This window comes from Trichormus variabilis 0441, assembly GCF_009856605.1.
GTDB lineage: Bacteria > Cyanobacteriota > Cyanobacteriia > Cyanobacteriales > Nostocaceae > Trichormus > Trichormus variabilis.
Genome location: NZ_CP047242.1, coordinates 1244490 through 1270752, shown reverse-complemented (window position 1 = coordinate 1270752; position 26263 = coordinate 1244490). Strand labels below are relative to the sequence as shown.

Annotated in this window: 22 protein-coding genes and 1 tRNA gene; 12 read left to right on the top strand and 11 right to left on the bottom strand. The window is 43.8% G+C overall.

Translation table 11 applies throughout. The annotated features are described in order from the left end of the window. Positions 1-9 precede the first annotated feature (9 nt). Both GSQ19_RS05035 and GSQ19_RS05030 read right to left on the bottom strand, forming a co-directional pair. Complete coding sequence (locus tag GSQ19_RS05035) at positions 10-867, bottom strand: hypothetical protein (RefSeq protein ID WP_011321701.1); 858 nt, start codon at positions 865-867, stop codon at positions 10-12. Between the two features lie 183 nt (positions 868-1050). Next, positions 1051-1710, bottom strand: coding sequence for an Npun_F0813 family protein (locus tag GSQ19_RS05030; protein ID WP_011321700.1), 660 nt, complete (start codon positions 1708-1710; stop codon positions 1051-1053). A gap of 364 nt (positions 1711-2074) precedes the next feature. Between GSQ19_RS05030 and GSQ19_RS05025 the strand changes: the two genes are divergently transcribed. Both GSQ19_RS05025 and GSQ19_RS05020 read left to right on the top strand, forming a co-directional pair. Further along, positions 2075-2148: transfer RNA gene (locus tag GSQ19_RS05025), tRNA-Arg, on the top strand. Positions 2149-2216: 68 nt separating this feature from the next. Beyond that, entirely contained in the window at positions 2217-2867 is a 651-nt protein-coding gene (locus GSQ19_RS05020) for a group I intron-associated PD-(D/E)XK endonuclease (RefSeq protein WP_011321699.1), read from the top strand. Between the two features lie 204 nt (positions 2868-3071). Here the strand turns inward: GSQ19_RS05020 and GSQ19_RS05015 are convergent, their stop codons facing one another. Continuing rightward, positions 3072-4784 carry a DUF1565 domain-containing protein gene (locus GSQ19_RS05015; RefSeq protein ID WP_011321698.1) on the bottom strand — a complete coding sequence of 571 codons (1713 nt, stop codon included), beginning with the start codon at positions 4782-4784 and terminating at the stop codon, positions 3072-3074. Positions 4785-5180: 396 nt separating this feature from the next. Between GSQ19_RS05015 and GSQ19_RS05010 the strand changes: the two genes are divergently transcribed. Further along, positions 5181-6287 (top strand): thiamine phosphate synthase, encoded by a 1107-nt coding sequence (locus GSQ19_RS05010; RefSeq protein WP_041456531.1) that lies wholly within the window; start codon positions 5181-5183, stop codon positions 6285-6287. A 98-nt stretch (positions 6288-6385) separates the two neighbouring features. Next, complete coding sequence (thiS, locus tag GSQ19_RS05005) at positions 6386-6598, top strand: sulfur carrier protein ThiS (RefSeq protein WP_011321696.1); 213 nt, start codon at positions 6386-6388, stop codon at positions 6596-6598. A gap of 15 nt (positions 6599-6613) precedes the next feature. On the opposite strand, the gene GSQ19_RS05000 is transcribed toward thiS, so the two are convergent. Then, entirely contained in the window at positions 6614-7861 is a 1248-nt protein-coding gene (locus tag GSQ19_RS05000; protein ID WP_011321695.1) for a glycosyltransferase family 4 protein, read from the bottom strand. 1056 nt (positions 7862-8917) lie between these two features. Here GSQ19_RS05000 and GSQ19_RS04995 point away from each other — a divergent pair. The 4 genes from GSQ19_RS04995 to GSQ19_RS04980 all read left to right on the top strand — a co-directional run bounded on the left by GSQ19_RS04995 (position 8918) and on the right by GSQ19_RS04980 (position 14371). Continuing rightward, positions 8918-9895, top strand: coding sequence for a DUF1517 domain-containing protein (locus tag GSQ19_RS04995; RefSeq protein WP_011321694.1), 978 nt, complete (start codon positions 8918-8920; stop codon positions 9893-9895). A gap of 345 nt (positions 9896-10240) precedes the next feature. Further along, positions 10241-12193 carry a sulfite reductase, ferredoxin dependent gene (gene sir / locus GSQ19_RS04990; protein ID WP_011321693.1) on the top strand — a complete coding sequence of 651 codons (1953 nt, stop codon included), beginning with the start codon at positions 10241-10243 and terminating at the stop codon, positions 12191-12193. Between the two features lie 223 nt (positions 12194-12416). Then, entirely contained in the window at positions 12417-13124 is a 708-nt protein-coding gene (locus GSQ19_RS04985) for a 16S rRNA (uracil(1498)-N(3))-methyltransferase (RefSeq protein ID WP_011321692.1), read from the top strand. Positions 13125-13291: 167 nt separating this feature from the next. Continuing rightward, positions 13292-14371, top strand: coding sequence for a tetratricopeptide repeat protein (locus tag GSQ19_RS04980; RefSeq protein ID WP_041456528.1), 1080 nt, complete (start codon positions 13292-13294; stop codon positions 14369-14371). Here the strand turns inward: GSQ19_RS04980 and GSQ19_RS04975 are convergent. Then, on the bottom strand, positions 14368-14820 hold the full coding sequence (locus GSQ19_RS04975) for a hypothetical protein (RefSeq protein WP_011321690.1): 453 nt from the start codon (positions 14818-14820) through the stop codon (positions 14368-14370). The two genes, GSQ19_RS04980 and GSQ19_RS04975, sit on opposite strands and share 4 nt — an antisense overlap. 394 nt (positions 14821-15214) lie before the next feature. On the opposite strand from GSQ19_RS04975, the gene GSQ19_RS04970 reads away from it, so the two are divergent. Continuing rightward, entirely contained in the window at positions 15215-15865 is a 651-nt protein-coding gene (locus GSQ19_RS04970; protein WP_011321689.1) for an esterase/lipase family protein, read from the top strand. Positions 15866-15869: 4 nt separating this feature from the next. Here the strand turns inward: GSQ19_RS04970 and GSQ19_RS04965 are convergent, their stop codons facing one another. The 3 genes from GSQ19_RS04965 to psbQ form a co-directional block, all read right to left on the bottom strand. Further along, entirely contained in the window at positions 15870-16718 is an 849-nt protein-coding gene (locus tag GSQ19_RS04965; protein WP_011321688.1) for an alpha/beta fold hydrolase, read from the bottom strand. 136 nt (positions 16719-16854) lie between these two features. Next, on the bottom strand, positions 16855-17937 hold the full coding sequence (locus GSQ19_RS04960; RefSeq protein WP_011321687.1) for an NAD(P)/FAD-dependent oxidoreductase: 1083 nt from the start codon (positions 17935-17937) through the stop codon (positions 16855-16857). A 136-nt stretch (positions 17938-18073) separates the two neighbouring features. Then, positions 18074-18541, bottom strand: a complete 468-nt coding sequence (gene psbQ / locus GSQ19_RS04955; RefSeq protein ID WP_011321686.1) for a photosystem II protein PsbQ — start codon at positions 18539-18541, stop codon at positions 18074-18076. Positions 18542-18909: 368 nt separating this feature from the next. On the opposite strand from psbQ, the gene GSQ19_RS04950 reads away from it, so the two are divergent. Beyond that, positions 18910-19338, top strand: coding sequence for a hypothetical protein (locus GSQ19_RS04950; protein WP_011321685.1), 429 nt, complete (start codon positions 18910-18912; stop codon positions 19336-19338). A gap of 58 nt (positions 19339-19396) precedes the next feature. Here GSQ19_RS04950 and GSQ19_RS04945 read toward each other — a convergent pair whose 3' ends face one another. The 3 genes from GSQ19_RS04945 to GSQ19_RS04935 form a co-directional block, all read right to left on the bottom strand. Next, positions 19397-19990: a putative antibiotic biosynthesis monooxygenase gene (locus tag GSQ19_RS04945; protein ID WP_011321684.1), complete on the bottom strand. Its 594-nt coding sequence runs from the start codon at positions 19988-19990 to the stop codon at positions 19397-19399. 62 nt (positions 19991-20052) lie between these two features. Continuing rightward, positions 20053-20688 (bottom strand): isochorismate family cysteine hydrolase YcaC, encoded by a 636-nt coding sequence (ycaC, locus tag GSQ19_RS04940; RefSeq protein WP_011321683.1) that lies wholly within the window; start codon positions 20686-20688, stop codon positions 20053-20055. Positions 20689-20987: 299 nt separating this feature from the next. After that, positions 20988-24611: a WD40 domain-containing protein gene (locus GSQ19_RS04935; RefSeq protein ID WP_104009998.1), complete on the bottom strand. Its 3624-nt coding sequence runs from the start codon at positions 24609-24611 to the stop codon at positions 20988-20990. 87 nt (positions 24612-24698) lie between these two features. On the opposite strand from GSQ19_RS04935, the gene GSQ19_RS04930 reads away from it, so the two are divergent. Continuing rightward, positions 24699-24929 carry a hypothetical protein gene (locus GSQ19_RS04930; RefSeq protein WP_011321681.1) on the top strand — a complete coding sequence of 77 codons (231 nt, stop codon included), beginning with the start codon at positions 24699-24701 and terminating at the stop codon, positions 24927-24929. Between the two features lie 195 nt (positions 24930-25124). Beyond that, positions 25125-25949 carry an alpha/beta fold hydrolase gene (locus GSQ19_RS04925; RefSeq protein WP_011321680.1) on the top strand — a complete coding sequence of 275 codons (825 nt, stop codon included), beginning with the start codon at positions 25125-25127 and terminating at the stop codon, positions 25947-25949. The last annotated feature ends 314 nt before the right edge of the window (positions 25950-26263 follow it).

Genomic DNA, 26263 nt, shown 5'->3' with positions numbered 1-26263 from the left:
CAATCTTTTCTATGCTCGTTTTCTTCCGCGCTCCCGCCGAGTCCGGCTTAATGATGCGTCATATTCTAGGGCAGCGCCCATACCAAATAACACTCCACTAAACACCCAAAACACTTCTAGTATTTCTCCACTTTGATAATTGGGACCTTGAGCGTATTTAAACCACATATCTGCAATGTAGAGCGAAAAGGCGGCCGCCGCAATCATTCTCCAGGATTGGGAAACACGTCCTCCCCAAAAAGCTAGTAATAGGGTGGTGGCGATGATTAATAGCAATACGTCGCTGACTATGTAAAACCAATTCAAAATAGTGACTATTGTTTCTTCTGAGCCTGTTGCTTGTTGGATAGAAATCCACCATGCCAATAAACTCCCGAATACTCCAATTGCCAAGACAATGAGCCATTGCCATTTTTCCAGATTAATTCGCCTGGTAGCTACTGCTAAAATCATGCCTACGCCTAGAGATACATAACTTAATACAAAAAACACGTCGCCAATAGAGGCATCCGGTTCTTCTTTTAAAACTATTTCTGTATAGCCAAAAAATATCCCCCCCAGGAAATAAGAAATCATACCTATGGCGATCGCTAGCCACACATTACGACTACTCACAATTTGTGGACTCCGCCAATTCCGCAAGCACAATATCCCCGCATTTAGGTAAGCTAAGGCTTCAAAAATATTTGTCCCTAGTACATACCATTCTGCCCGACTTTCGACACCATCTGCTCCTGGGATCTTGGCACTGAATAACAAAAAGTATAACAGTGCCAGTACACCCCAACCAATGCTAGCTAAAACGATGTTCTGGGTAGTGAACAAGGATTTAACAGTTTGAGGCGAATTCTTGTAAGAACTATTCATAAGGTTTAACTAAATGCACTCTGGTAAGATTTTGTTGTGCAAGAACTTGTGGAGGGGATTGGGGACTGGGGATTGGGTATTAGGAAGTAATTATTCTTGATTCCTACCTCAGGACTTAGCACCCAGCACTTTTTTGTTTTCCCCGCAACTGCCAATAGTTACTTTTTTTCTACAAGTTTTATGCTATTGCCACAGTTTACTCAGTGAAGATTGATTTAGCCAAGATATAAAGAGCGATCGCTCACCTTCTGGCATATCTTGTAACTTATCGGCTACTTGGCAAGCAAAGTTGGCGTTACCAAAATATGTTTTTCCCAGCTTATGTAGTTCTTGCAAGAAGCTGGTCACATGATTTTCCTTCCAGGCGGGGAGTTTGGCGGATTCCAAAGGATTAGTTTTCACCCAATGCTTGACTGCTTCAATAGAAGAAGTTTCTGGAAACTGCTGTTGTCGCATGACTTCAGCGATATCTTTTTCAAATAGTGCAGCTTGTTTTGTACCTAAAAAATCTTCAATGTCCATGTGGACGGCTTGCAACAGCAAAATACTCGCCTGAACAAATACCCCATTTTTATTATGGCCACCAGTATCATTACCTAGTTGGTCTAAGCGTACCTTACCCCAAACGCTAAAGCGATCCGGTTCTTCCAGCAAGACACAAGCTTTACCCCGATTATCGGTTAATTCTCGCCACAAGGCTCTAGCCTCTTCCTCTTGTCCAGCCTTGAATACGCTAATCAAGCGAAAAGTCTGCCCCTGATAATGGAGGATCGGCACTTGCTGATCCTTTTTTGGGTGCTGAATGCTTGATATTTCAACATCCTGCCGTTTCAAAATAAACATGGCACTAGCAAATAACTCCTCACAGGGGCTTTGTAGATAAGCGATTTATAGTCTGATTTAGCAGTATCGCCAAGAGTGCGATTACTTACGTGATGTGGGTGGAATCAGACTAGTGCTTGTAAAAGAATTTACTTTAGACTAACTGAACCAGTCAGTTTCCAACTCAACACGCAAATAACTGCCCATTGACCACACAATATAGCTAATCAATAGCCAGTTTGCCGCATTTTTAATCTAAATCAACTAACTGGCGACTAGCATCTTAGCCTTGCGATCTGTAAATCTGCAATTTTTTGTTTGCTTCTTATGAAAGAAAACGATATAATTACCTGGATGACTCCTATGGGAGCCTGAGTATTAACTTGGGCGCGTAACTCAGTTGGATAGAGTATCCGCCTTCTAAGCGGACTGTCGCAGGTTCAAGTCCTGCCGCGCCTGTTGATAAAAACTCATCTCCTCACATACCTAATTTGGGGTAAATTGCTTAATAGATGTGAGGGTTGGTTTTGACACACCATACTAAAGATAAAGGTGATCTTGCTGCCGCTAAAGTCATAGCAGATTTAGTCGAGAAGGAATACTCCATTTTTGTACCAGTAGTCACTGAACACGCTCCTTTTGACTTTATTGCTTACAAAGATGGAAAATTTTATCGAATCCAAGCCAAATATTCAGCTAATAATTTTGTCAGCAATAAAAGCACTTGGGCTGACAGAAACGGGAACCATCAAAAGAAGTACAAACCCGACGATTTTGACTTTTATGGTATCTACCTACCAGCTATAGACAAAATAGTATACCCATCAATTAAGTTTGGTGGTTGCTGCATCAGAACAACACCCCCTAAATCAGCCAGTCCTTTCTACTGGTGGGAAGATTTCACAGACTTTACTGAAGAAGCGCCTAAGCGAACCTGTAAGGAGTTTGGCGTTGATTTGACCACTAGGAAGGTGAATTTGGAAGCCAGAGTTCTTACGAGAAAAGTTGTCAGGCCGTCTAAGGAAGAATTAGAAAAGTTGGTGTGGGAAAAGCCAACAGCGCAAATCGGTAAAGATTTTGGTGTGTCAGATAAATCTGTGGAAAAGTGGTGTAAGGCTTACGGGATAGACAAGCCGCCCAGAGGATATTGGGCGAAGCAGGGGAGGGCTGTTGACTAAAGAGGCGGAGGGGCAGGGGGCAGTCCCTTGCTCTGGAGCCGTGGAGTGGAGCGAAGGGTATCAAGCCCCGCCCTTCCAGGGCGCTCTTAGTGGGGCGGAGTCTGAGCTTCCGTTCCAAGTCTCCCCCTTGCTCCCTGCTCCCCTGCTCCCCTGCTCCCCTGCTTCTTGCGACCGTTGCAAACAGCCCTTATGACTTTTTTGTGATCAATTTAATGGCTCTACAATGGTTCTTAAGCCACTACTATTGAGAACTCTTAGCATTTCATCGGCATTACTGCGATCGCTAAAAACTCCCACTTGAATCACCCTGCGACCTTGCCAGAAGGTGGAAAATGCCCCAGGAGCCAAAAATTTCACTAATTCTTGCTCTCTGTCATTTGTGGCTTCTACTACCACGCGATAGCGCACAGAGTTGCCACTGGTGGCTGATAAATAATTACCACCAAAACCCGTTGTATTAGCTTGAGGTGCTGCTATCTTTGGCAAATTGCGGGTGTCACCCAGGGGAATATTACCAGCAGGTACAGGCAAAATACTAGTATCACTAACTCTTGATTGGGGGGGTACATTCAAGGGTGGTGCTTGAGTATTGACGATTTGCTCTGGTTGCTCGGTTTGGGGTGCGACAAACTCAATGGTGTTGGGGTCAATCTGCACGTAATTTAACTGTGCTGTCTGTGTCCTCGTTGTGGCTACGGGGGGGAGATTAGTTGTAGAAGTGGTGGGAATATTTCCTGGTATATTTTGGTTTGTGACTCGTTCAGGAATCGGGGCTGGTGGTTGTCGATTGTATCTAGGTACAGTCAAGGGCGCATCAGCTGATACTAGTGTTGGTAATTGGCTATTACCTTGGCTACGAACCACAGACTTACTTGGTCGATTAGTAGTATTGGATACACTAGGGGCGGTAAATATAACTTCCCTCTCATTAGGGATGGTTGGCAGCGCACGGTTGGATACGGCAGTAGGCGGGGCATTATTAGCCACGGGTGCATCTTGGGCGTTGAGGGCTACTTTACCAGTAATTCGTTTGCTGTCAATTGTATTACCAACTGCGGCGATCGCCTGTTTAGCTGCACTAGCATTAATGTCATGACGGGCATTGTTGCGAAATTCATTACCACCCGATTCAGTAGCATTACCTAAATCCGGCATTGCTTGAGCGATCGCCACTACGCCATCTTCTTTACTACCTTGAATTAAATTATTCCGTAAAATCGGGCGAGCATTAGCTTGAACAATGATTCCTGCACGATTATTTTGAATTTGATTACTCACCAACATTGGCACGGCATTTTGGGCGACATTAATGCCAAAACCAGTTTCCTCAAACACATTTTCTCGCACCTGGGCGGGGGAATTACCACCAATAGTGATACCGTTAGCTCCGTTACGGTAAAAATAGTTTTTGGTGATTGTGGTAGCACTGTTACCAGTCACAGAAATACCATCTTGGGTATTGCCTGTAAAAGTATTTTCACTAATGACTGGATTACTCGATTCAACCCATAAACCATAACCACGGGGATTGGTATTTGTAATTGTCACCCCTGTTAGGCTTGCTTGATTAGCACCAACGATGGCGACATTTTGCCCTCCAAAACTGCGACTGAGAAACAGGCCTCCGCCCTGAATTTTAACTTCCTGCCCTTTGTTACTGGTGTTTCCCTGAATCGAAACACCTGGTTTGAGCATTAAAGGGAACGTCTCCCCTGTTTCCACACTGTAATTACCCGGTGTCAGTTTAATTACTGTACCAGGGCTGGCTAGTTTCAATGCTTGGGTAATAGTCCTCAAAGGTGTATTTTCACCACCATTACCTACTGTGTCATCCCCGGCACTTGGGTTGACAAACAGTACATTAACCTGAGACATTGTTCTTTCACTGAGGGGCATCTGCTCTGCTACAGGCGGCATCTGAGCAATAACACTGCCAGGGATAGTACCCAGCACGGTTATGCTGCATACTGCCAGAGTAGATAGTATAGACAGGCTAGAAACCGCATACCTTGCTAATTCCAGGGAAGTTGGCTTAACTTGCAAGGTGTCTAATGGATGATATCTAAACAAAATGGGGGAAACCAATTCACACCACTCCTTAGAACTAATAATAAAGTTTCATACTCGCAATATTCAGTATGTCGATTATGTTATCCGCTATATTGACCTATTGGCTATTTTGAATACAAAGTAATTAATAAAGGGATTGGGGACTGGGGACTGGGGACAAATTAAATTTTCTTTCATTACCCAATCCCCAATCCCCGATACCCAATCCCTATGCAAATCCTTGATGCGAGAAACATTGCAAATATGAAAGAGGCTGGCTATTACGATGAAAGCATCACTAATGGGGTAGTTGTAATGGTAGAACCATACAGCCAACAAAAGCAAATCCAGCAGGTTGTTTACCGTATATTAGATGCTAATTTAGACCGCGCTCGTGAAGGGTTGCGAATTATTGAAGAATGGTGTCGCTTTGGGTTGAATAGCGGCCAGTTGGCAGGGGAATGTAAGTACTTGCGCCAAGAGGTGGCTGTTTGGCACACAGAAGAATTGCGAGCAGCAAGAGATACAGCAGGTGATCCCGGCACTGATTTGAGCCATCCACATGAGGAACAACGCTCTAGTATTAAGGCGTTGTTACAAGCTAACTTTTGTCGTGTGGAAGAAGCTTTGCGGGTGTTGGAGGAATACGGTAAGCTTTATCACCCGAAAATGGGACAGGCTTGTAAGCAGATGCGATATCGAGTTTACAGCCTGGAAACTAATTTGATGGGTCATCAGCGCCATCAACTGCTGCGGCGATCGCGTTTATATCTTGTCACTTCCCCATCGGAAAGTTTATTACCGACGGTGGAAGCTGCTCTCAAGGGCGGCTTGACATTGTTACAATATCGTGACAAGGACGCTGATGATTCTGTCCGTTTGGAACTGGCGACGAAACTCCGCCAACTCTGTCACAGCTACGGCGCTTTATTTATTATCAATGACAGGGTGGATTTGGCTCTGGCTGTGGATGCTGATGGTGTGCATCTAGGTCAGCAAGATATGCCCATCGCTACTGCTAGGCAATTACTAGGCCCCCAACGTCTTATCGGTCGTTCTACTACCAATGCTGATGAAATGCAAAGGGCGATCGCTGAAGGTGCAGACTATATAGGTGTAGGGCCCGTATACGAAACTCCCACCAAAGTAGGTAAGGCGGCGGCTGGTTTAGGATATGTGAGTTATGCGGCTCAACATAGTTCAGTTCCCTGGTTTGCTATTGGGGGCATTGATGCCAATAATATCAATGATGTGATTGATGCAGGAGCTGAAAGAGTGGCGGTAGTGCGATCGCTCATGCAGGCGGAACAACCTACCCTAGTCACACAATATTTGATTTCTCAACTCCATCGCATTCAGCCAGAAAGTTAATCAACTGACAATTTAAAGCTTATCAAGACATCTCATATCCAATTGGTAAAAGATGTCTAATTTTTGTGTATGTTAATTACGACTTACGAATTATTCTTATGTCTAATCCAATTACCTTACAAGTAAATGGGGAAACCCATAATTGCTCATCTCAAACTCCCTTACCCGATTTACTCCAACAATTGGGGTTCAATCCCCGATTAGTGGCGGTTGAGTATAATGGGGAAATTTTACATCGCCAGTTCTGGGAACAGACTCAAGTACAATCAGGCGATCGCTTAGAGGTAGTGACAATTGTCGGTGGTGGTTAGTTGTGACTTTAGCCCCTAGCTTCTAACCCCTTGCCCAAGGTATAAAGAACGGTGTAAGGTTTTGCGCTTGGCTAATTCTTTTCCCTGACGACCAAGTTGTTCACGCAATTGCTGATTTTGGCACAATTGTTTGAATACTTGAAAAACTTCGTAACCAGACTTGGGATTTACCAGCAAGCCATTTTCTTCATGGCGTACCGTATCAATTAAGGACGGGTGACGAGAAGCAATTACAGGTTTACCAAAATAGCTAGCTTCTAAGTAGACACTACCACATCCTTCTAATCGGCTAGCTGGAGTATTTGACAAAGCGAGCATGGCAAATATATCGCAAGCTGCGTAATAACCTGCTAATTCTCGATTGTTCACATACCCGGCAAAGTGTACCCGCTTATCTACACGCAACCTCTCTGCTAAGGCTTTTAGTTCAGACTCACAAGGACCTTGACCACAAATGATGTAATGAACATCTACACCAATTGTTAAAAGTAGTGGTAGGTTTTCAATAACACGGTCAAAGCCTTTTTGTTTGACTAAGCGCCCTACGGAAAGAATGACTATGGCACTTTGGGGGATATTATAAGCTTGACGCAGGCGATCGCCTAAAGTGGGTAGAATGCCATCACCTAATTCATCTAGACTCTGGCTATTGCTTCCCAGTCCAAATTTTTCTGGTCTAACTACTGGATGGATAACGTGGGTAGGGGTTTGTAACCGGAAGGTATTTCTCAGATAATCTTGGGTTAAGGAATTGTTACACACAATGCCTTCAGCTCGTGACAGTGTTAACTTAAAGAGCGATCGCCATACAGGATTGTCTACAACGCTACCAAGGTCATTACCGTGTAAGTAAATAAAGAAGCGTATGGGTAAGATATAGCTTAATAATAGGAGTGATGGGAAGTTATAGCCATGTCCCCATTCAATATAGCGGTAGTGATAACGAAAATAAAGTTTGAGCGCCAGAACAAATGGTGCAACCAAATTAAACAAAGGTTGTAGACAACTTCCTAAAAAACCACCAAGCCAGTATTTAGGGTTAGGCCAGCGATATACAGGAAATTTTTGTGCTTGGTCAAACACTTTATCACCTCTACAACTAGCTGCCAGAACTATTACTTGTTCTGGATCTTGAAGACAGCGATTGTAGAGATATTCCCCAATTACAGCTTCTTTAGGCAAGAAAAAACGCGATATTACTAAGATATTTGGGGATGCAGTCGTGTCTCTGATTTTTGTAGCCAGTTGCGAGATATGTTCCATGTTAAGTTGAATGAAGTTAATTCAAATAAGTTGTATTAGTTCAAACTGCAACTAAAGCAAAATAATGAGTGTGAGCTTGCTTGTTGTAATCAAAGCTAGGAGTTACTACATTTATACCTACATGAGCTAGTACTTACTTGTAACCGAAAATCACTGTTATGGTTAATACATCGTTTTACAGGAATTAGCCGTAAAAGTAGTAGATTTACTGAAATAAATGCTGGTTTTGTATCTAATTTTCTCCCCTTTTTTCTATTTAGCCAACGGTTAGCCTCAAAAATCTCAGTATTTACAGATTTTTTTAATAAAATTTTACAAACTGTAATTAACTCAATGCCAGCTAAAAAGCGTGTATTTTTGTGTTATTCCATACTTTCTATCCTAAATGCAAAGGATTTGAGAGTTAGGGTATAACTCTATTTTAAAAGAGAGAACATGGATATCTATTTATTAATTTGATGAAGTATTTATTAATTAAATATTTTATTTATTGCATTTATTTTTTGTAAAAAAACTGTCAGCAAAAAACATTTATAGAACAAAAATATAATAATCTGATTCGTATGAATAAATAAAAAACTGACACAAAAACTACTAAAATTATCCCCTATTCAAATAATATCTTGAGAACATGATAACATCATGCCAAAATGCCTCATGTTATGAAGTTAGAGGGAAATTTTTGTTTACAAAAACATATTGTGGGCATGGGTAATAAGTAATTGGTAATTGGTTATGATTTTTTACCCCTGCCCCTCCGCAATTGATCCCCTGGCTTTTCCTCTTCTCCGATATTAATTCTTAATTCATCCCAAAGTTCACTTAAAGGGGGTAACTTTTGAGGTACGGTTATCTACTACAGAAATCCCCCCTGGGTTTGCTGCCCAGCCAAGACAAGACGCGATAGATTGAATATGTAGCCAAGGAGTACACCGAGCTACTGCCAATCATAAGAATCGCTGACTGAATTACTGGCTGGCATCACATAAGCACCGTCATGCTTCCACCAAAGATAACAATGAAATAAGTAATATCGTTTTTCAAGCGAATGTGACTATGCCTAAAAAACTACTACAAAGCATCAAACCTTTCTTAAAAACCGTCTTTACCCTGGGGCTAGTATTGGTGTTGGCGTTAGGAAACGCCGATGGCGCGTTAGCAGCTCGCAGTGGTGGACGAATCGGTGGTGGTTCCTTTAGAGCGCCTTCTAGCCGCACCTATTCACCACGTTATGCACCCCCTAGTGGTGGATATGGTTATTCTCCCTACCCCGGTGGTGGCTTTGGCTTTCCCTTCTTGCTGCCTTTATGGGGTATAGGGGGAGGATTTGGCGGTTTATTTGGCATTTTAATATTTTTTGCGATCGCTAATTTCCTAGTACAAACCTTCCGTCGTGTCTCTAGTGGTGAAGTCAGCGAAGATGTTGGCTACAACAGCAACCCCACCGTTACCGTGACTCGCTTGCAAGTTGGCTTGTTAGCGCAAGCGCGAGATTTGCAACCAGAACTTAACCACATCGCGGAAACGGCTGATACCAATTCCCCTACAGGACGTACAGAAGTACTGCAAGAAGCCAGCCTAGCTTTGCTGCGCCATCCTGAATATTGGGTATACGCAGGTGTTGGTACACAACAGGCGAAGTTAAATTCTGCCGAATCTCAATTTAACCGCCTAGCACTAGCAGAACGTAGTAAGTTCAGCGAAGAAACCCTGTCTAATGTCAACAACCAGCTAAAAGCAGCCCGGACTAAAGATGCTTTACCTGGGGCTGATGAAATAGATAACCCCACCCGTCTAATTACAGAAGGCCCTGGCGAATATATTATCGTCACCTTATTGGCGGCGACATTGGGTAAGTTTGAACTCCCGGCTGTTAATAGTTCTGATGAATTGCGTCAAGCCTTACGGCAAATTGGTAGCATTCCGGCTGAACAACTTTTAGCATTTGAAGTTTTGTGGACACCACAAGCTGAAGGTGATACTCTCACATCTGATGATTTGTTTGCTGAGTATCCTGATTTGAAACTGGTGTAAGCAACTTCTAATACCAATTCTCTATGAAGTTGCGCCAAATAAATGATGTAGAGACGTTGCATGCAACGTCTCTACTAATAAGGGCTGTTAACTGTCAACAGCCCTCACGATGGATTTTGCAACTCAAAAGCAGAACAGCTTATTCATTACTCATTACTCACAAATACAAAAAGCTGGTTTAATTAGGTGTAGAATCACTGACTAAGTCGGCTTTTCGCCGTGTTAAAATTGAGGTATTATTCATATTTCCGACCGGATTACCGGGAAACTATCGGCCGCAAAAATGCCCCTAATTTGCTGCTTCGGCGATTACTGATGCCTTATTGAGAATCCTATAGAACTCTGATGGTTAAATCTGCTCCTCCTCCTACCACTGGCCGTAAACCTTCTAAAGTCGAAGGGCTGAAAGAAAACAGTAATTTTTTACGTGAACCTGTAGCAACGCAAATCCTTGAGGATACTACTCACTTTACTGAAGATGCGGTACAAATCCTGAAATTTCACGGCTCTTATCAGCAAGATAATCGTGACAATCGTACCAAGGGTCAAGAGAAAGATTACCAATTTATGCTGCGGACAAAAAATCCGGGTGGCTTGGTTCCGCCGCAGCTTTACTTGGCTTTAGACAAGCTAGCTGATGAATATGGCAACCATACCTTACGAGCTACCACTCGTCAAGGTTTTCAAATGCACGGGATTTTAAAGAAAAATCTCAAAGCAGCGATCGCTACAATTGTCAAAAACTTAGGTTCAACCTTGGGTGCGTGTGGCGACATCAACCGCAACGTTATGGCTCCCCCAGCCCCCTTCAAAAAACGGGCTGAATACCAGTACGCTTGGGAATATGCCCAAAATATCGCGGACTTACTCTCACCCCAAACAGGCGCTTATTACGAAATCTGGCTAGATGGTGAAAAAGCCATCAGTGCGGAAGAAAGTCCAGAAGTAAAAGCAGCTAGACAAAGCAATGGTAACGGGACAATCATTCACGACACCGAAGAACCCCTCTACGGCACTTATTATATGCCGCGTAAGTTTAAGGTCAGTGTGACTGTACCAGGGGATAATTCCATTGATTTATATTCCCAAGACCTGACATTGGTTGTTCTGACTGATAAAAAAGGCAACTTAGAAGGATTTAATATCTTTGCTGGTGGTGGTTTAGGACGAACACACAACAAAGAAGAAACATTCGCTCGACTGGCAGACCCCATTGGCTATGTAGCCAAGGAAGATGTATATAACGCCGTCAAAGCCATTGTTGCGACTCAAAGAGATTATGGCGATCGCACTGACCGCCGTCACGCTCGGTTAAAATACTTAATCAATGATTGGGGTGTGGATAAGTTCCGCGCCAAGGTAGAAGAATATTTTGGTAAACCCATCGCTCCTTTCAAGCAACTACCAGAGTTTAAATATCACGATTTCCTTGGTTGGCATGAACAAGGTGATGGCAATTTATTTTTAGGTATTTCCATCGATAATGGTCGGGTGAAAGATGAAGGCTCGTTTCAACTGAAAACAGCTTTACGGGAAATTGTCGAGCAGTTTAACTTACCCATCCGCCTGACACCCAATCAAAACCTGATTTTCTACGAAATCACCCCAGAAAACAAGCCAGCAATTCAAGCCATTCTCGACCGTTGCGGTGTGGTTTCCGACCCCACCACCATTGAGCCTTTAGTCCGTTATGCAATGGCTTGTCCAGCCCTACCTACCTGCGGTTTGGCAATTACAGAATCAGAAAGAGCCATCCCCGGTATTTTGGAGAGGATTCGCACGCTCCTAGATAAAGTGGGTTTACAAAATGAACATTTTGTGGTGAGAATGACAGGCTGCCCCAACGGTTGCGCCCGTCCTTACATGGCAGAACTAGGCTTTGTTGGTAGCGCGCCGGAAAGTTACCAAGTGTGGTTAGGGGGGTCACCCAATCAAACACGCTTGGCACAGCCTTATGTAGAAAAACTGCACGATAACGACATAGAAAGCTTTCTAGAGCCGATTTTCGTGTATTTCCGAAAATCTCGCAAGTCCGGGGAAAGCTTCGGTGATTTTTGCGATCGCGTCGGCTTTGATGGTATTCGTGAATTTGTTGCCCAGTATCAACCGGAAACAACACCAGTCACCATAGAACCAGAGCAGCCTGAAGCTGTATCTAAATCCCGTAAAGCCCGGTATCGGGTCAGCCTGCACGATGATTTGTATAACAAAGTGAAGGCGACAGCGACAAGTCAAGGCCGTTCGATGACTGATTTAGTCAAAGATGCCCTAGAGGCTTACTTCCAAAGCCTTTCTTAAAAAGGGGTTAGGGAATTGAAGCAGCAGGAGACATAGAAAAAGATTTCCCCTGTCTCCCGCTTCAGGTTTGCAATTGAGTCAAATACAGACCTAACCCCCAGCCCCTTCCCTACAAGGGAAGGGAGGTAAGAATGAAAGCCTATCTCCTCGTAGGAGATAGGTCAAAGTGTATGGCATACAAACGAGAAGCGCTATAGCTTCTAGCCTTGTTTGATAAAATTTCATGAGCCAATTACAGCGAATTACGATCGCACCCTCTCAACTCCAACAAGAACAAGTTTTACTGACAACCCAACAAAAACATTACTTAAAACGGGTGTTACGATTGCGTGAGGGCGATCGCTTTATTGTTATGGATGGACTGGGTAAGTGGTGGTTGGCTAGACTCACGGAAGAACAAGCCCAGGTATTAGAAGAATTAGCCGTAAAAACAGAATTACCTGTAGCAATTACGTTGATGATTGCTTTACCTAAAGGTAGTGGATTTGATGAAGTTGTGCGGAGTTGTACGGAGTTGGGAGTAGCTTGTATTGCTCCAGTGTTGAGCGATCGCACTTTACTAAATCCCAGTCCCCAAAAGCTAGAACGTTGGCGACGTATAGCCGCCGAAGCTGCTGAACAATCAGAACGGGCTTTTGTGCCAACGATTTTAGAGCCTGTGGCTTTTAGTGATGCTGTTAATAATGTTACAGCCTTTCATCGATACATCTGTGAAGCCCGTGGCGAATATGTGCATTTGCAAAACCTTCTCACAGACATATCTGGGGAAATTGTGATAGCGATCGGCCCAGAGGGTGGATGGACAGATAAAGAATTAGAGGAAGCTGTCACCTTTGGCTTTCAACCAGTATCCTTAGGGGGACGAATCCTACGTGCAGTTACAGCCCCATTAGTAGCATTATCCTTAATTAGCGCAGCTTGTGAAGGATAAATTTAGATTTTTTAGGCATTGAAATTCTCTTCTCCCCTACTTCCCCTGCCTCCCCTGCCTCCCCTACTTCCCCTGCCTCCCCTACTTCCCCTGCCTCCCCTACTTCCCCTGCTTCCCTAACTCTTTTTTTTGGGAACCATATCAATAGCGTGCATTGAATGGATCTCATGATTGAGCAAGTTGCGATCGCCTTTGAACATAAAGACTATCAAACAGCCGCTAAATTACTCAAACAGCTGCTAAAAGAATCACCGGAAAATCCTTGGGTGCAGTTTTATCAAGGGCGATTGTACGAAGTTTCACAAAAGCGCCGAGAAGCAGAAAATATTTATCGGCAATTATTACGCAGCACACAAAATAACAAAATCGTTACCCTCGCCCGACAAGGTTTGCAGCGCATACAAGAAATTGAGCAAGAAGAAAGACAAAGAGCGATCGCTCAAGCAACAGCAGAACCTGGCAATACTGAACAAGGCATACTCATACTAGAACCTCTCAGCAATGAACTAAAAGCCCAAGCCGCAGCCAAGTTTGCAGAAATCATGCAGCTAGACCCCTACAGTGCTAGGTTAGTGCTGCCTAGTCGTAGTTGGAAATTTTACCGTATTGGGCGTGTGGGAGAACTCCGGTTTTACGGTACACAGCTACAGCAAGCAGGTATTCCTTGCTTTTGGACAGCCATCAGCGCCATTGAACAAATACAAGTTTTTCAAGTCAGAAATTTTTCAGCATCTCAACCAAAAGCTACTGTTATCTGCTGCAATCAGACAAATCAAGTTGGTTCACTCACATTTGATTGGTCAGAAGTTTCCGCACGAGTGATGGGACTTTTACCCATTTTTGAGGAAGTTGTAGACATTGACGCTAGGCGCAAACTTGAACGCAAAACCCAAACCCAAGACTACATTCAGTTTTGTGATTTACATTTACCTAGCAGACGTTGTATTTTGAGACTCTATGATCATGGCTATGAATTTCAACAAGGTGTAGAAGTTTCTCCTACAGCTAGTCAAAACACCATCAGAATCAATTGGAATAACTTACTAGATTGGGTTAACCTCCATTTACCAGAAGTCAAGATTTGGGCAGATTTTACACATTTTGCTGAGACAGTATTAGAACAAAAAGAAATGCTGGATAACCTTCAGTCTCATATTCACCTATATCGTAGGGAAGAGACTAACTGGGACCCAGCATTTCATTTATATAGTGGATTGATATTTATTCAAGGAATGCCGAAAACTTAGCCAGGAGTTTTTACTTGGCTTGCCATATCTAAGTAGGAACTCATATTCGCACCAGGGCGACGACGGCCATTAGCACCGGAACCTGAAGGCGCTAAGTATTTAGGGGCAAATGTAGTTTCAGATGGTTTAGTGGTTTTAGCAACTGGCGCTTTTTCTGGTTCAGCAGGGGCAGTTTTACCATTCTTGCCATTTTTGGATGCCTCCACCTTAGCTACTTTGGCAGGTGTAGGTGCAAGGCTTTTCTCTGTAGCTGGTGGTGCTTCTGCTTTCACAGCAGCTTTTGTACCATTAGATTCTGCTGGTGCGGCTTTTGGGGCTGGTATCGTTGCTTTTTCATCAGTGGTATCTTCTTTGAGTTCTAGGTAGTAGCTACCACCTTTCTTACCTCCGATCAATCCGGTAAGGAAACTCAAAATCCCAGCGATGATTTTTTTGATAAAACCGAACATTAGAATGGCTCCTGAAGTTTTATATTTTTCAATTGACCGTAATGTTAAAAATTACGTCGGAATACTATGTTTTTGACTATCAGCTACTTAGTAACAAACCTAGTAGGTCTGGGCTTCATCAACCTTAATAATACGGGCTAAGTGTTTTCAGGTCTTATTGGCAAATACTTACAAGCTGTAGATACCAAGAATAATTATTAAATTTTACCCCAACTTAGAGCAAGATTCTGAAAGCTTGCTTAATAAAAATTAATATTACTTTCTTCTATAGCTATACATCGATATAAATAATGGTTTTGTTCTAAACCAGTGGGAGGACTGTCATAATCTTTGGGCAGACAGTATTCAGACTCAGTTAAATTTTCTACAGACTGAAATACAAGCAATTTTGTCAATGGAAACTCGAAATCTGCAACGCAACCCCATATTGCTAGTGCATGGCATTACCGATACAGAAGCTGTATTTGATCAAATGGCAGCTTATTTAAGACAAATGGGTTGGACTGTATACACACTGAATTTAGTACCTAACAACGGCGAAGCCCCGCTTAATGTATTAGCACAGCAGGTAGCTGATTATGTTGCTGCAAACATTACTCCCGAACAACCATTCGATTTAGTTGGCTTTAGTATGGGGGGAATTGTCAGCCGTTATTATGTGCAGAGATTGGGGGGTATTAGTCATGTGCAACGCTTTGTGACGATTTCTTCTCCTCATTATGGTACTGTGATTGCCTATGCTTCTCAGCGTCCTGGCTGTGTGCAGATGCGTCCTAATAGCCTTTTCCTTCAAGATTTGAATCATGATGTCCAAATGTTAGAGGAGTTAAATTTCACTTCTATTTGGACACCTTATGATTTGATGATTGTACCTACCCACAGTTCAAAAATGCCAGTTGGTAAAGAACTGAGTATTCCCGTAGCATTGCATTCATGGATGCTGAGAGATGTGAGGAGTATAGAGGCCGTAGCCGCAGCTTTAGCAGAACCGATTAATTGCGATCGCCGATTTGAATATATTCCTAACTCATCAATTCACAATTGAGAAATCAAGATTCAGCACGGCGCACAAAAGGCAGAAGGTCTTCTAGGATTGTTTTATCGTAGTGTTCTTGTGGGTAGTGACCGACGTTATTGAGTTTGATTAATTCAGCATTGGGTGCAGTCTCAACAAACTTTTGTGCTACTTCTACAGGCAACCAGGGGTCAATCATACCCCATTGAACCAGAATTGGTTGTTGCCATTGTTTAAAACCAGATTCGATTTCTGTCATGGCTGCGGGGAGTTGCAAGTTGCGAATTGTATTTAAAAGCGCCCGTCCCACAGCCGAAGTTTTCAAAAAAGGTTTACGATAAACATCTAAATCTTTGTCTTCGATGCGATAACGGCTACCACCTTCGAGAGTCCGGTCAATTAATAATGGGTCTTGAGTCATCATGTCACCGATAAAAGGTAGACCCATTTGTTTAATTTTCCAAGGTAGTTTAGCGTCAGTAGAAATTGGTGCATTTAGTATAGCTATGTTGGCGATTTGTTCGGGATGTTTTAAGGCGTATTGTAGACCAACAGACCCTAAGAATCCCTGCACAACCAGAGAAAAACGCTCAATTTCCAAAGCTTGAATAAATCCTGCTAAGGCCGTGATGTAGGCTTCAGTAGTGTAGGCAAATTCGTGTTTCTCCGGCTTGGCAGAAAAGCCAGAACCAATCCAATCTGGGGCGATCGCTCGCGTTCCTTGAGCTGCTAAAGCTGGTATAATATTACGCCAACTGTAACTTTGTGATGGTATGCCATGCAGTAACAACACGGGTAATAAGTCACTTCTACCAACTGGTTCAGATTCCCGATAAAACCACTCTAAAGTATTTACTGTTATTTTATGTTCTGTTATTGACACGCGATTTTCCTAAAAGTTTTTTAAAATACTGGGAATGGGGACTGGGGACTGGGGACTGGGTACTGGGTAATGGAGGAGAATTGTCTATCAATCCCTAATCTCTAATCCCTAATCCCTAATCCCTAATCCCCAGTCCCTATTTGAAAATCTTCTCACGAATTGCCTTTGCCGTGGCGGGTGCGAGTAAAACACCGTTGCGATAGTGTCCAGTAGCCAACAGAACATTACTAAACCCTGGTAACTCATCAATAACTGGTGCGGGGCGACCTTCGGGGCGCGGGCGCAATCCTGACCAAGTGCGAATGATTTCGGCTGTGGCTAATTCTGGACAGAAAGCGATCGCCTGTTGTCTGACTGATTCCAGTAATTCTTGATTGGGTGGGATTTCATGGCTATCTGTGGGAAATTCCACCGTTGCACCTATCCAATAGTCTCCACCACCTACAGGGACTATATGCACATCATTACCTGTAATTGCTGGTTGAAAGTCGGGATTCCCTAATGGATGGTCTAAGCGTACTTGCAAAGCTTGTCCCAACACGGGACGAATATCTACTTTTTGATTGAGTTGTGTTGTGATGGCTGTGGAACCCAACCCGGCCGCAATAATTATCCAATCTGCGGTGATTTTACCTTCTGTTGTCTCAATTGATGTGCATTGAATCGCTTCTGTATTGGGGAAACCTAACACAGTCACACCAAATTTAAAAGTTACTCCCTTATGTTGGGCAGCCTCAACTAAAGCTAAAGTCAAAGCTGTGGGGTCTAGTTGGCGGTCTTGTGGAGAGTAGACAGCGCCGATAATTTGCGGATGATCAACTTGGGGACAGATATGTTTGAGTTTGTTCGTGTCCCAAATTTCTAATTTCCAGCCTTGGTTGTGGCGAATGGCTGCTAAATTTTCCCAGCTTTCTAACTTTTCTGCTTCTAAGCACAGACTGAGAATTCCTTGACGGTTAAAAGGGATTTTCCGCCCTGTGATAGCTTCCAGTTCAGGAATTAAGGTTTCATAACGTTGGATGCTAGTTTGTCGCATCTGCCAAGCCTTACCCTTGATTTTTTGGCTGATGATGCCTACTAAAACACCAAGGGCTGCGCCTGTAGAAGCTTGGGCGGGTCGTTGTTTATCAAAAACTGTGATTTTGATTCCTGGGATTTGACTGAGTTCATAGGCGATCGCCGCACCAACTACGCCACAGCCAATAATCGCTACATCCATGAGTTTTTTACAGAATGGGAGATTGGGAGGAGAAGAGGAAGGATAAGGAAATAAGCCAAGGAAAAGCAGAAAACTCTCCCCCTTGCACCCTATTCTCCAACTTCTTCCCTTCCCTCATCTCTTATTTTCCCTTGTCTTAACCTTCTTCTGACTGACTACTGGTGTCAGGTAGGAGTTGAACAAACTTATCAATATCTGCAACAGCAGCTTGATAGTTATTTAGAGCCAGGGGAGAATTACCAACACTAGCGGCCTGATCGATTTTGACTAGGTGGTTGAGCAAATCTTTGGTGATTTGCCTTGCTGTGGGTTGGTCTTTGGGTAGCAGGTTAGGTGTGATGTAGGTCATGTTTAATCTGGCTTCCGTAATGGGGCCGTGAATAAAATTACCTACTTTGATCCATTCTTTTTTCTGGATGAGGTTTTTTAGTTCGTCCGCGCGATCGCGTACGGCCTGAATATCAGGCGCGTATCCTTGAATTTTCTCAAGTTGTGCAGCTGTGTAGGTTGGGGGTACAACTGCGGTGGTGGGACTACCACAACTAATCAGGAAAGTTGCTAATAATACCAGAAGTAATGAAATAATTGAGCGTTGACGCGCCATACACTGAAATTGGTTGGTTTCCTTTTGCCGATTCACAGTGTAATTTTAGATCGCAAAGGTAGGTTATCGTTCTTAGTAATAAATGATTTTGTCGAAAATTTTTAATTTGCTCACTTGGTATTTTCTCCAAAGGATGCAGTAACAGCTTTTTTTGAGTATAATTACCCAAGATAATTTAGTATACTGTCCGAACTGTAAATCAAATACTCATTACTCAATTTACCTCACCCTCATTATGAGGAAAGCATGATATGGAGTTGCGAAATCTCCAAGGTATTGATAAGCTAAAACACCAATATGATAAGCCTTCTGGCGATTTTTTGTTGTCACATTCCCCCTAGACTGACAAAATAAAGGAGTGTTTTTTAGTGAACGCAGCTGAACAAGCAATCAACCTTGAACTCGCCAGCAAGATTGCCACAGTAGTCAATTTATTTAAGTTTGAGTTTCCTGATGCCAAATCAGATTTAAAACCTTGGAAGAATGATCCGGAAACTAGAGAGTTAGTTGATCCAGATTCTATTGATATTGGTTTTCATTTTCCTGGGGTTAGCAAATCTTGGCGTAGTCGTAGTGTTTTAATCCAGATCCGATTTTACCAAGACCCGATCACAAAATTACGCCGGGCGATCGGTTTGGAGGCAGCCGGATTTGACCATCGGGGTGAAGTATGGCGACTGTCTACCGTGGAAAACTGGTCTTTTGTTGGTGAGTCTGTACCTTCGCCTCAAGTTGGTAATCAGCTTAAACAAGTTTGCCGCCATATTTTAGATGTATTCAATCAACCTGGTGATTAGGTAGTCTGGTTGAGTTTACATCGATTTTGAAGATGTAAACTTCTCGAAGGATCTAGTTTTATGGAGTAGGATACAGCCATTTGCGAAATAATTGTGTTAGGCGCGGCATGATCACGTAGGTGAGTAGGGCGACACCGATTCCTGTACTAATCAATTGATTGAGCAATACAGGCAAGCCAGACAACAACGGTGCTAGCAAACGATTGAGCATAGGGAGAGTTAAGAACACTGCCAACCACGTTACTAACATCATTTTGTAGCGGGGTGGTGGAGACTTCATCGGCCTGTCTGAAAGAGTAAACCAGGTTTCCAATCCGGTTAGTGTTTGAACTGTTTCAGGCTTTTCAATCAAGGGCTGCAATCGCTCAATCCACTCTCGCCGAATATCAGATTCTAGCCAGGTTTTGAGATTGTCGTAGCAATCGAACCTGAGAATGACCACATATTCAAGATGGGTGTGATCCTGGGGTCGAATAGTGCTGACACCCAGATGTCCCTTGAATTTTCGTGCATCTGCGGCGATACCGTGAAACCATGCTTCGTAACCTTGCTCGCGCCCCGATTTCACTACATGAGAGATCACTGCTGTGACTGGATAGCTTTCTTCACTGGTATTGCTTGCTAATGGTTCATCGAACATAGGATTTAACATTCTGAGTATTTTGATATTTTGCCTCTCAGATCACCACCACGCAAAGTTTATGTGGCTCACCACTAGGGAGATCCAGCACTTGAGTTTGCTGCATAGCTGGTCATCAGGTTTTTGTAGTCAGGAATAAACCCAGCTAAGAGACTACCTAGTCCTTCAATATCGTTACGCCAGTCACGGTGCAATTCACACACAACGCTAAACCAATTGACCAACTGAACTCCAGCACGAGACATTCGATCCCATGCTGCATAGCGACAGGCTTCATCAAAGGTTCCAGAGGCATCGGTGACAACAAACACCTCATAACCTGCCTCTAATGCCGAAAGCGCACAAAAAGTAACACACACATCGGTGACAATTCCGGCAATGATCAATTGCTTCTTACCTGTTGCTTCTACGGCTTTAACAAAGTCCTCGTTGTCCCAAGCATTGATCTGTCCAGGGCGCGGAATAAAGGGAGCATCTGGAAACTTTTCCTTCAGTTCAGGTATGATGACTCCATTGGGGCCTTGCTCAAAGCTAGTTGTCAAAACTGTAGGTAGGTTAAAAAACTTGGCTGCACTTGCTAGGGCTAGCACATTATTTTTGAAGTCGGCTGCACCAATATCACGCACAAGTGAGAACAGTCCAGTTTGGTGATCGACTAGCAAAACCGCAGCATTATTTTTGTCTAGACGGTTGTACTTGAATGTAGACATAAGGTATTTCTCCTAATTTGAGTTACTGGGAATGAGGAATTGCAGAATGTTCTCCAGAATCAGAAACCATTGAGTTGTAAAAATTAAATGTGCTTTATCTTTCAATGGCTTATGGCATAAGCTGTTGCAACACGAACTCAGTTTGCAAAATCTGACCAAATTACACCACTCAAGATCCACCAGTTAATCACCCAGTTAAGGTGATACCTTCGGTAAGCTATCTCTATTCCTTCGGAACGCTACGCGGTAAGCGAAGCTATGCCGTAGGCTTTACGCTAACGCACTTATTTTGGCATAGACTACACCAAGGCTCCTAAAGCTTTCAATGTTGCTTTTTGAGCGTTCGTTAATCCCTTTGCCCTTTGAATATTCATGCCCTCATACAGCCGATCCACTATCAATGTTTTTATACAGCGTCCTGTCCCTATGTCCCACACCTTAATTGTGCGATCGTCGCTGCCACTCAGTAAAAATTGACCATTGGAACTAAAGCTCACCGAAGTTACCCAACTCCTATGCTCATGCAACACTTGTAGACAATGTCCTGTTTGCAAATTCCACAGGCGAACGGTTTGATCACCACTGCCACTTGCCAAGGTTTTACCGTCGGGGCTGATGGCAATAGTCCAGATTCCACCTGTATGTCCCCGCAGTATTTGTATGCTCTCTCTTGTCTGGAGATCCCATAAGCGAATAGTTTGGTCAAAACTCCCACTAATTAACTGCTGATCGTGGGCAGTAAATGCCAAGGTGAACACTCCCCCAGAGTGACCCTGCAACACTCCCAGACACGCTCCTGTTTGCACCTCCCACAGGCGAATGGTTTGGTCAGAACTGCCACTTGCCAGGCGTTGACCATCAGTACCAAAGGCGATCGCTCGCACACCATCCTGATGACCGCGCAGCACTTGTAGACATTGATGAGTTTGTACATCCCATAGCCGCACAGTTTGATCGTGGCTACCGCTTGCCAAGGTTTTCCCGCTAGGATTGAACATTACTGTCCACACGGGCGCATCATGACCTGACCATTGACTGAGAGATTCCGTTTGCAGATTCCATATCAAAATCGAGCCATCCTGCCCATTAGTTGCAACTGTTTGGCTATCAGGGCTAAAGCTTAAATATGAAGTCCAACTAGTTAAACCAGCAGTTGTATCAGTCACTCTTTGCCAGGTTTTGTCAGGGCGAAGGGGTGATGATAAATCGCCATCGAACTGCAAATGCCATAGGTGAATTGTTTCATCCTGCCCTCTACTAGCAAGGGTTTTACCATTTGGACTGAGGCTGAGAGAGCGAATTCCACTGGTACACCCGCGCAATGTTTTCAGGCTTTGCCCGTGCAGATTCCACAGCCGCACCGTTTGATCTTGACTTGCACTCACCATTAGCTGCCCTCTAATGGCAATAGCCAGAACATCGTCGGTGTGACCGCTTAGAACGTTGATGCACTGTCCATCTTGGACGTTCCAAAGGCGGAGAGTACCATCGTCACTTCCACTCGCCAAAATGCCACCATCTGGGCTAAATGCCATGCTCCAAACCCAATTGGTGTGTCCATGCAGCACTTTTGATTGATAGGCGTTGGTGTGAAGTTGCCCACTCCAGAGTCGAATCGACCCACCAAAACTACCACTGGCTAGCAGTTGACCATCAGGACTGTAACGTACACAATGAACGCCTTCAGTATGTCCCTGCAACACATTGAGACAGTTCCCATCGATTACGTTCCAAATGCGAATAGACTCGTCTTTGCTGCCACTTGCTAAGGTTTGATGATCAGGCGAGAAGTGAACTGAGTAAACGTTTTTTGTATGTCCCTTTAAAACCTGAAGACAATCTCCTTGTAAATTCCAAACTCTCACCGTTTGATCGTCACTGCCACTAGCCAACCGTTGACCATCGGGACTAAAGTTCACTGACCAAACACAGCCTGTATGCTCTGTTAAAACCCGTAAGCACTGTCCGCTTTGGACATCCCACAACCGTATCGAAGTATCACTACCGCTACTGGCTAACTTGTGACCATCGGGACTAAAGGCAACGCTCCATACCCAGCTTGTATGACCTTCAAAGGTAGCTAATAGTTTAGTTGTAGTGATCTGCCAGAGATAGATCAGTCCAGTTGAATCGCCAACGGCAACAGTCTCACCGTCTGGGCTGATGTCGATGGACATGGCACTATTTAAGCTTTCTGAAAAAATGGACTTGGTTAAATCTGCATTTTGAAAATTGACTCCTGCTAAGTTGACCTGGCGCAGGTCGGCTTGCTGTACTACGAGTTCAGAAAAGTCAGAGCCACGCAAATCCACTTTCATCTGCACTAGAAGATTGATCAAATTACCTACGGCATATCCTGCCCTATGTCTTGATGGCTGTCGCTGCTGTGCCAATAATTGCCTGGCTCTGTCCTCAACCTCTGACAGATTTCTGTAACAAGATAAAAGCCATTCCACCACAGGCTGCATGATTAATCGCAGTTGAATCTCTCGGATATAATCCTTTGCTTGTACCAGAATCAATGAATGGCTTTGCAATACATCAAGCTGCCGAGTTGCAAATTCTGTGCAGACCTGTTGAATCAATCGTTCTGTGACATATTCCATGACAACAGGCTGTAAGAAAAATAACCCATCTATTTTTTCGATGAGCGATCGCCTCAGTAGTGAGTTTACCTGTTGGGGAACGCTTTGCCCGGCGGCTGAACCGACGACATTGTGAATAATCTCTGCGATCGCTACTGGTTCTCGGTAAATGGCAAACCAGTACAATATTTTCTGCTCCCCTGGCGATAGGCGATTAAACTGACGATCAAGTAAATTACGGATGTCTTCAAAGATGAAAATTCCCTGACTGATGTAGGCTAAAAACTCAGCAATGCTGCCGTTGAATACATCCTGGGTAGCGGCTGCCACCATCTTCAGCGCCAGGGGATTGCCTCCATAGTGATTAATTAGCGTTTGCCACTGAGCTTCTGAAGCTGTAAATTCTCCCTTTTCTCGAAAGATGGCGCGGCCATCATCGGGTGTGAGTCCACTTAAGGATAGCGATCGCACTCTACCCTGGGCGCTTTCCATTAATGCCATTTCCTGTGGTTTCTCACGGCTGGTTAGCAAGCAACAACTTTGGTGGGGCGTTTCACCGAGAGTTCTTAAAAGTTGTCCATAAGCTTCATAACCTGAGCGCCATTGACCTGCTTGTTCACTGTGCAGAATGGTTTCAGTGTTATCTAAAATCAACAGACATTGCTGGGAGCGCAAATACTGCATCAATAGAGAAAGCTTTTCTTCGAGAGTGGCAGGGATGATGGGATCATCACCCTGAAGTGGCATGAAAAATTTCAGCAGGCTGGTCAGGAGTTCATCTAGTGAAGGTGCATTAGCCAGCGATCGCCAGACCACAATTTCAAATTCTGTCTGCATTTGCAGGGCTGCTTTTACGGCGATCGTACTTTTGCCAATCCCTCCAATTCCTAGTAGCCCAACCACGCGACAGCGTTCAGTCACTATCCACTGCCACAGTTGTGCTAACTCCGCCTCACGACCATAAAACACCGAGGCATCGACCGCGTTATCCCAGTCTTGTTGAGGATTTGTCCAATGACTTGCTGATTCTGCTCCAGATGTAATCGGGGTTACATAATCAGTCTGGGTTAATTCCATCCCAAACGCCTGGAAAAGAAGCTCTAATGACTGGCGATCAACTCCGAGTTCACGTTTAAAAATACGGGCGAGGGTATTGAGTGATAGTCTGGTGCGATCGCTCAAATCTTCCTGAGTGAACCTTTTGCCCCAAGTTTCCTGAGATTCTGCTTTTTGCTTTGCTGCTTGAAACCTCTGCCATCCGTGAGGCGATAGGACAATTCCTCTCACCCGTCCATGAGTAGAGCGTTTGCGCTTGGATTTCGTTGCATTAGCATCCATTTTGGCCAGTGGGCAGTAGAAAAAGGTGAAGCAAGTATTCTAGGGAACTGAGAGCGGTGATGTATTCACCAGGAATATACCAGTTTTATGGAATTTAGCCTGGATCTCACTGTAACTCTAGCTAAAAATATGTCTTTAGGTATAGAACAAGCGATCGCCATTAAAGAATTAAGAAAATTTATACCATTTGTTTGGTGCGCCAAAAAACCACAGCAAAAGATTGTTGAAAAGATAAATTCATCATTTTCAAAACAACTGCTAGAAGTTCCTAAAACAGAGGTAAAACTGGCGATTGAGACTGATGAAGCAGCAACTTAAAGCTTTGATTCCCAGTGAAATGCGTTTAGTGGATATCTATCGCAAATGTTGAATTTGAGCCATAGTGGAAATTGCTAATTTGCAGCTTAACTCAAAGAAGTTGAGTGGTCTGAATTGGATACAAGTTGAAGAATGAGAACAACGGCTTGAACGCCAAGCCATCTTTCTGTTCAACCCAAGATCCATAGGAGCCTTATGAGTACAATCACAACCCAAGACGGTACAAATATTTATTACAAAGACTGGGGGGTAGGAAAGCCCGTTGTTTTCAGCCACGGCTGGCCGTTGAATGCTGATAGTTGGGAAGCTCAGATGCTTTTTCTCGCAGACCACGGATTTCGCTGCATTGCTCACGATCGCCGTGGTCATGGGCGCTCAAGCCAATCTTGGGAAGGGAACGAGATGGATACCTATGCCGACGACCTTGCCGCACTGATGGAAATCCTAGACCTAAATGGGGCAACGGTGATCGGCTTCTCTACCGGCGGTGGTGAAGTAGCTCGCTATATTGGTCGCTACGGTACAGCACGAGTCGCCAAAGCTGCGCTGATTTCTGCCGTTCCGCCACTGATGCTGAAAACAGAGAATAATCCTAATGGACTACCCATCGAAGTGTTCGACGGGCTTCGTGCTGGTTCCTTGGCTGACCGATCGCAACTCTACAAGGATCTTGCCAGTGGCCCATTCTTTGGCTTTAATCGTCCGGGTGCCAAAGTCTCACAAGGCATGATCGACTGGTTTTGGCTCCAAGGAATGCAGGCGGGTCACAAAAACACCTTCGACTGTATCAAGGCATTCTCGGAAACCGACTTCACCGAGGATCTGAAAAAGTTCGACGTACCAACGCTGATAATCCACGGCGATGATGACCAAATTGTGCCGATTGGTGCTGCGGCGATCGCTGCTGCAAAATTAGTGAAGAATGCTACCCTGAAAATCTACCCTGGCGCACCCCACGGACTGACGAATACGCACCAAGATCAACTCAACACCGACCTACTATCGTTTCTTAAAGAATAGAGCGATCGCGTTTCGCCCTTAATCAAAAATAAGTTTAAATTATTATCTGTGGCATGAGGTCAAACTACTGGACTGACACAGCTAAAGTAGTGCATTAGAGGTAGTAGCGCGGCAAGCTTAAAATATTGGGTTAATCAGATGAAAAACCAAAAATTCATCATTGTCATTGATTACTTAACCCAACACATTAGACTAAACGCGCTACCTTAACTGAACTGTTGTGCTTTATAAATAACCGCTTATGTCAAAAGTCAGACTGTAAAGCTTAACCTGATATTATTTAATTGATATTGAAAAGTTAAAAATATTATTCA

Excerpts from the sequence above, each read along its gene's own strand:
- GSQ19_RS05035 (WP_011321701.1), bottom strand. The coding sequence starts at position 867 with ATGAATAGTTCTTACAAGAATTCGCCTCAAACTGTTAAATCCTTGTTC.
- GSQ19_RS05030 (WP_011321700.1), bottom strand. The coding sequence starts at position 1,710 with ATGTTTATTTTGAAACGGCAGGATGTTGAAATATCAAGCATTCAGCAC.
- GSQ19_RS05015 (WP_011321698.1), bottom strand. The coding sequence starts at position 4,784 with ATGCCGCCTGTAGCAGAGCAGATGCCCCTCAGTGAAAGAACAATGTCT.
- GSQ19_RS05010 (WP_041456531.1), top strand. The coding sequence starts at position 5,181 with ATGAAAGAGGCTGGCTATTACGATGAAAGCATCACTAATGGGGTAGTT.
- thiS (WP_011321696.1), top strand. The coding sequence starts at position 6,386 with ATGTCTAATCCAATTACCTTACAAGTAAATGGGGAAACCCATAATTGC.
- GSQ19_RS05000 (WP_011321695.1), bottom strand. The coding sequence starts at position 7,861 with ATGGAACATATCTCGCAACTGGCTACAAAAATCAGAGACACGACTGCA.
- GSQ19_RS04995 (WP_011321694.1), top strand. The coding sequence starts at position 8,918 with ATGCCTAAAAAACTACTACAAAGCATCAAACCTTTCTTAAAAACCGTC.
- sir (WP_011321693.1), top strand. The coding sequence starts at position 10,241 with ATGGTTAAATCTGCTCCTCCTCCTACCACTGGCCGTAAACCTTCTAAA.
- GSQ19_RS04985 (WP_011321692.1), top strand. The coding sequence starts at position 12,417 with ATGAGCCAATTACAGCGAATTACGATCGCACCCTCTCAACTCCAACAA.
- GSQ19_RS04980 (WP_041456528.1), top strand. The coding sequence starts at position 13,292 with ATGATTGAGCAAGTTGCGATCGCCTTTGAACATAAAGACTATCAAACA.
- GSQ19_RS04975 (WP_011321690.1), bottom strand. The coding sequence starts at position 14,820 with ATGTTCGGTTTTATCAAAAAAATCATCGCTGGGATTTTGAGTTTCCTT.
- GSQ19_RS04970 (WP_011321689.1), top strand. The coding sequence starts at position 15,215 with ATGGAAACTCGAAATCTGCAACGCAACCCCATATTGCTAGTGCATGGC.
- GSQ19_RS04960 (WP_011321687.1), bottom strand. The coding sequence starts at position 17,937 with ATGGATGTAGCGATTATTGGCTGTGGCGTAGTTGGTGCGGCGATCGCC.
- psbQ (WP_011321686.1), bottom strand. The coding sequence starts at position 18,541 with ATGGCGCGTCAACGCTCAATTATTTCATTACTTCTGGTATTATTAGCA.
- GSQ19_RS04945 (WP_011321684.1), bottom strand. The coding sequence starts at position 19,990 with ATGTTAAATCCTATGTTCGATGAACCATTAGCAAGCAATACCAGTGAA.
- ycaC (WP_011321683.1), bottom strand. The coding sequence starts at position 20,688 with ATGTCTACATTCAAGTACAACCGTCTAGACAAAAATAATGCTGCGGTT.
- GSQ19_RS04935 (WP_104009998.1), bottom strand. The coding sequence starts at position 24,611 with ATGGATGCTAATGCAACGAAATCCAAGCGCAAACGCTCTACTCATGGA.
- GSQ19_RS04930 (WP_011321681.1), top strand. The coding sequence starts at position 24,699 with ATGGAATTTAGCCTGGATCTCACTGTAACTCTAGCTAAAAATATGTCT.
- GSQ19_RS04925 (WP_011321680.1), top strand. The coding sequence starts at position 25,125 with ATGAGTACAATCACAACCCAAGACGGTACAAATATTTATTACAAAGAC.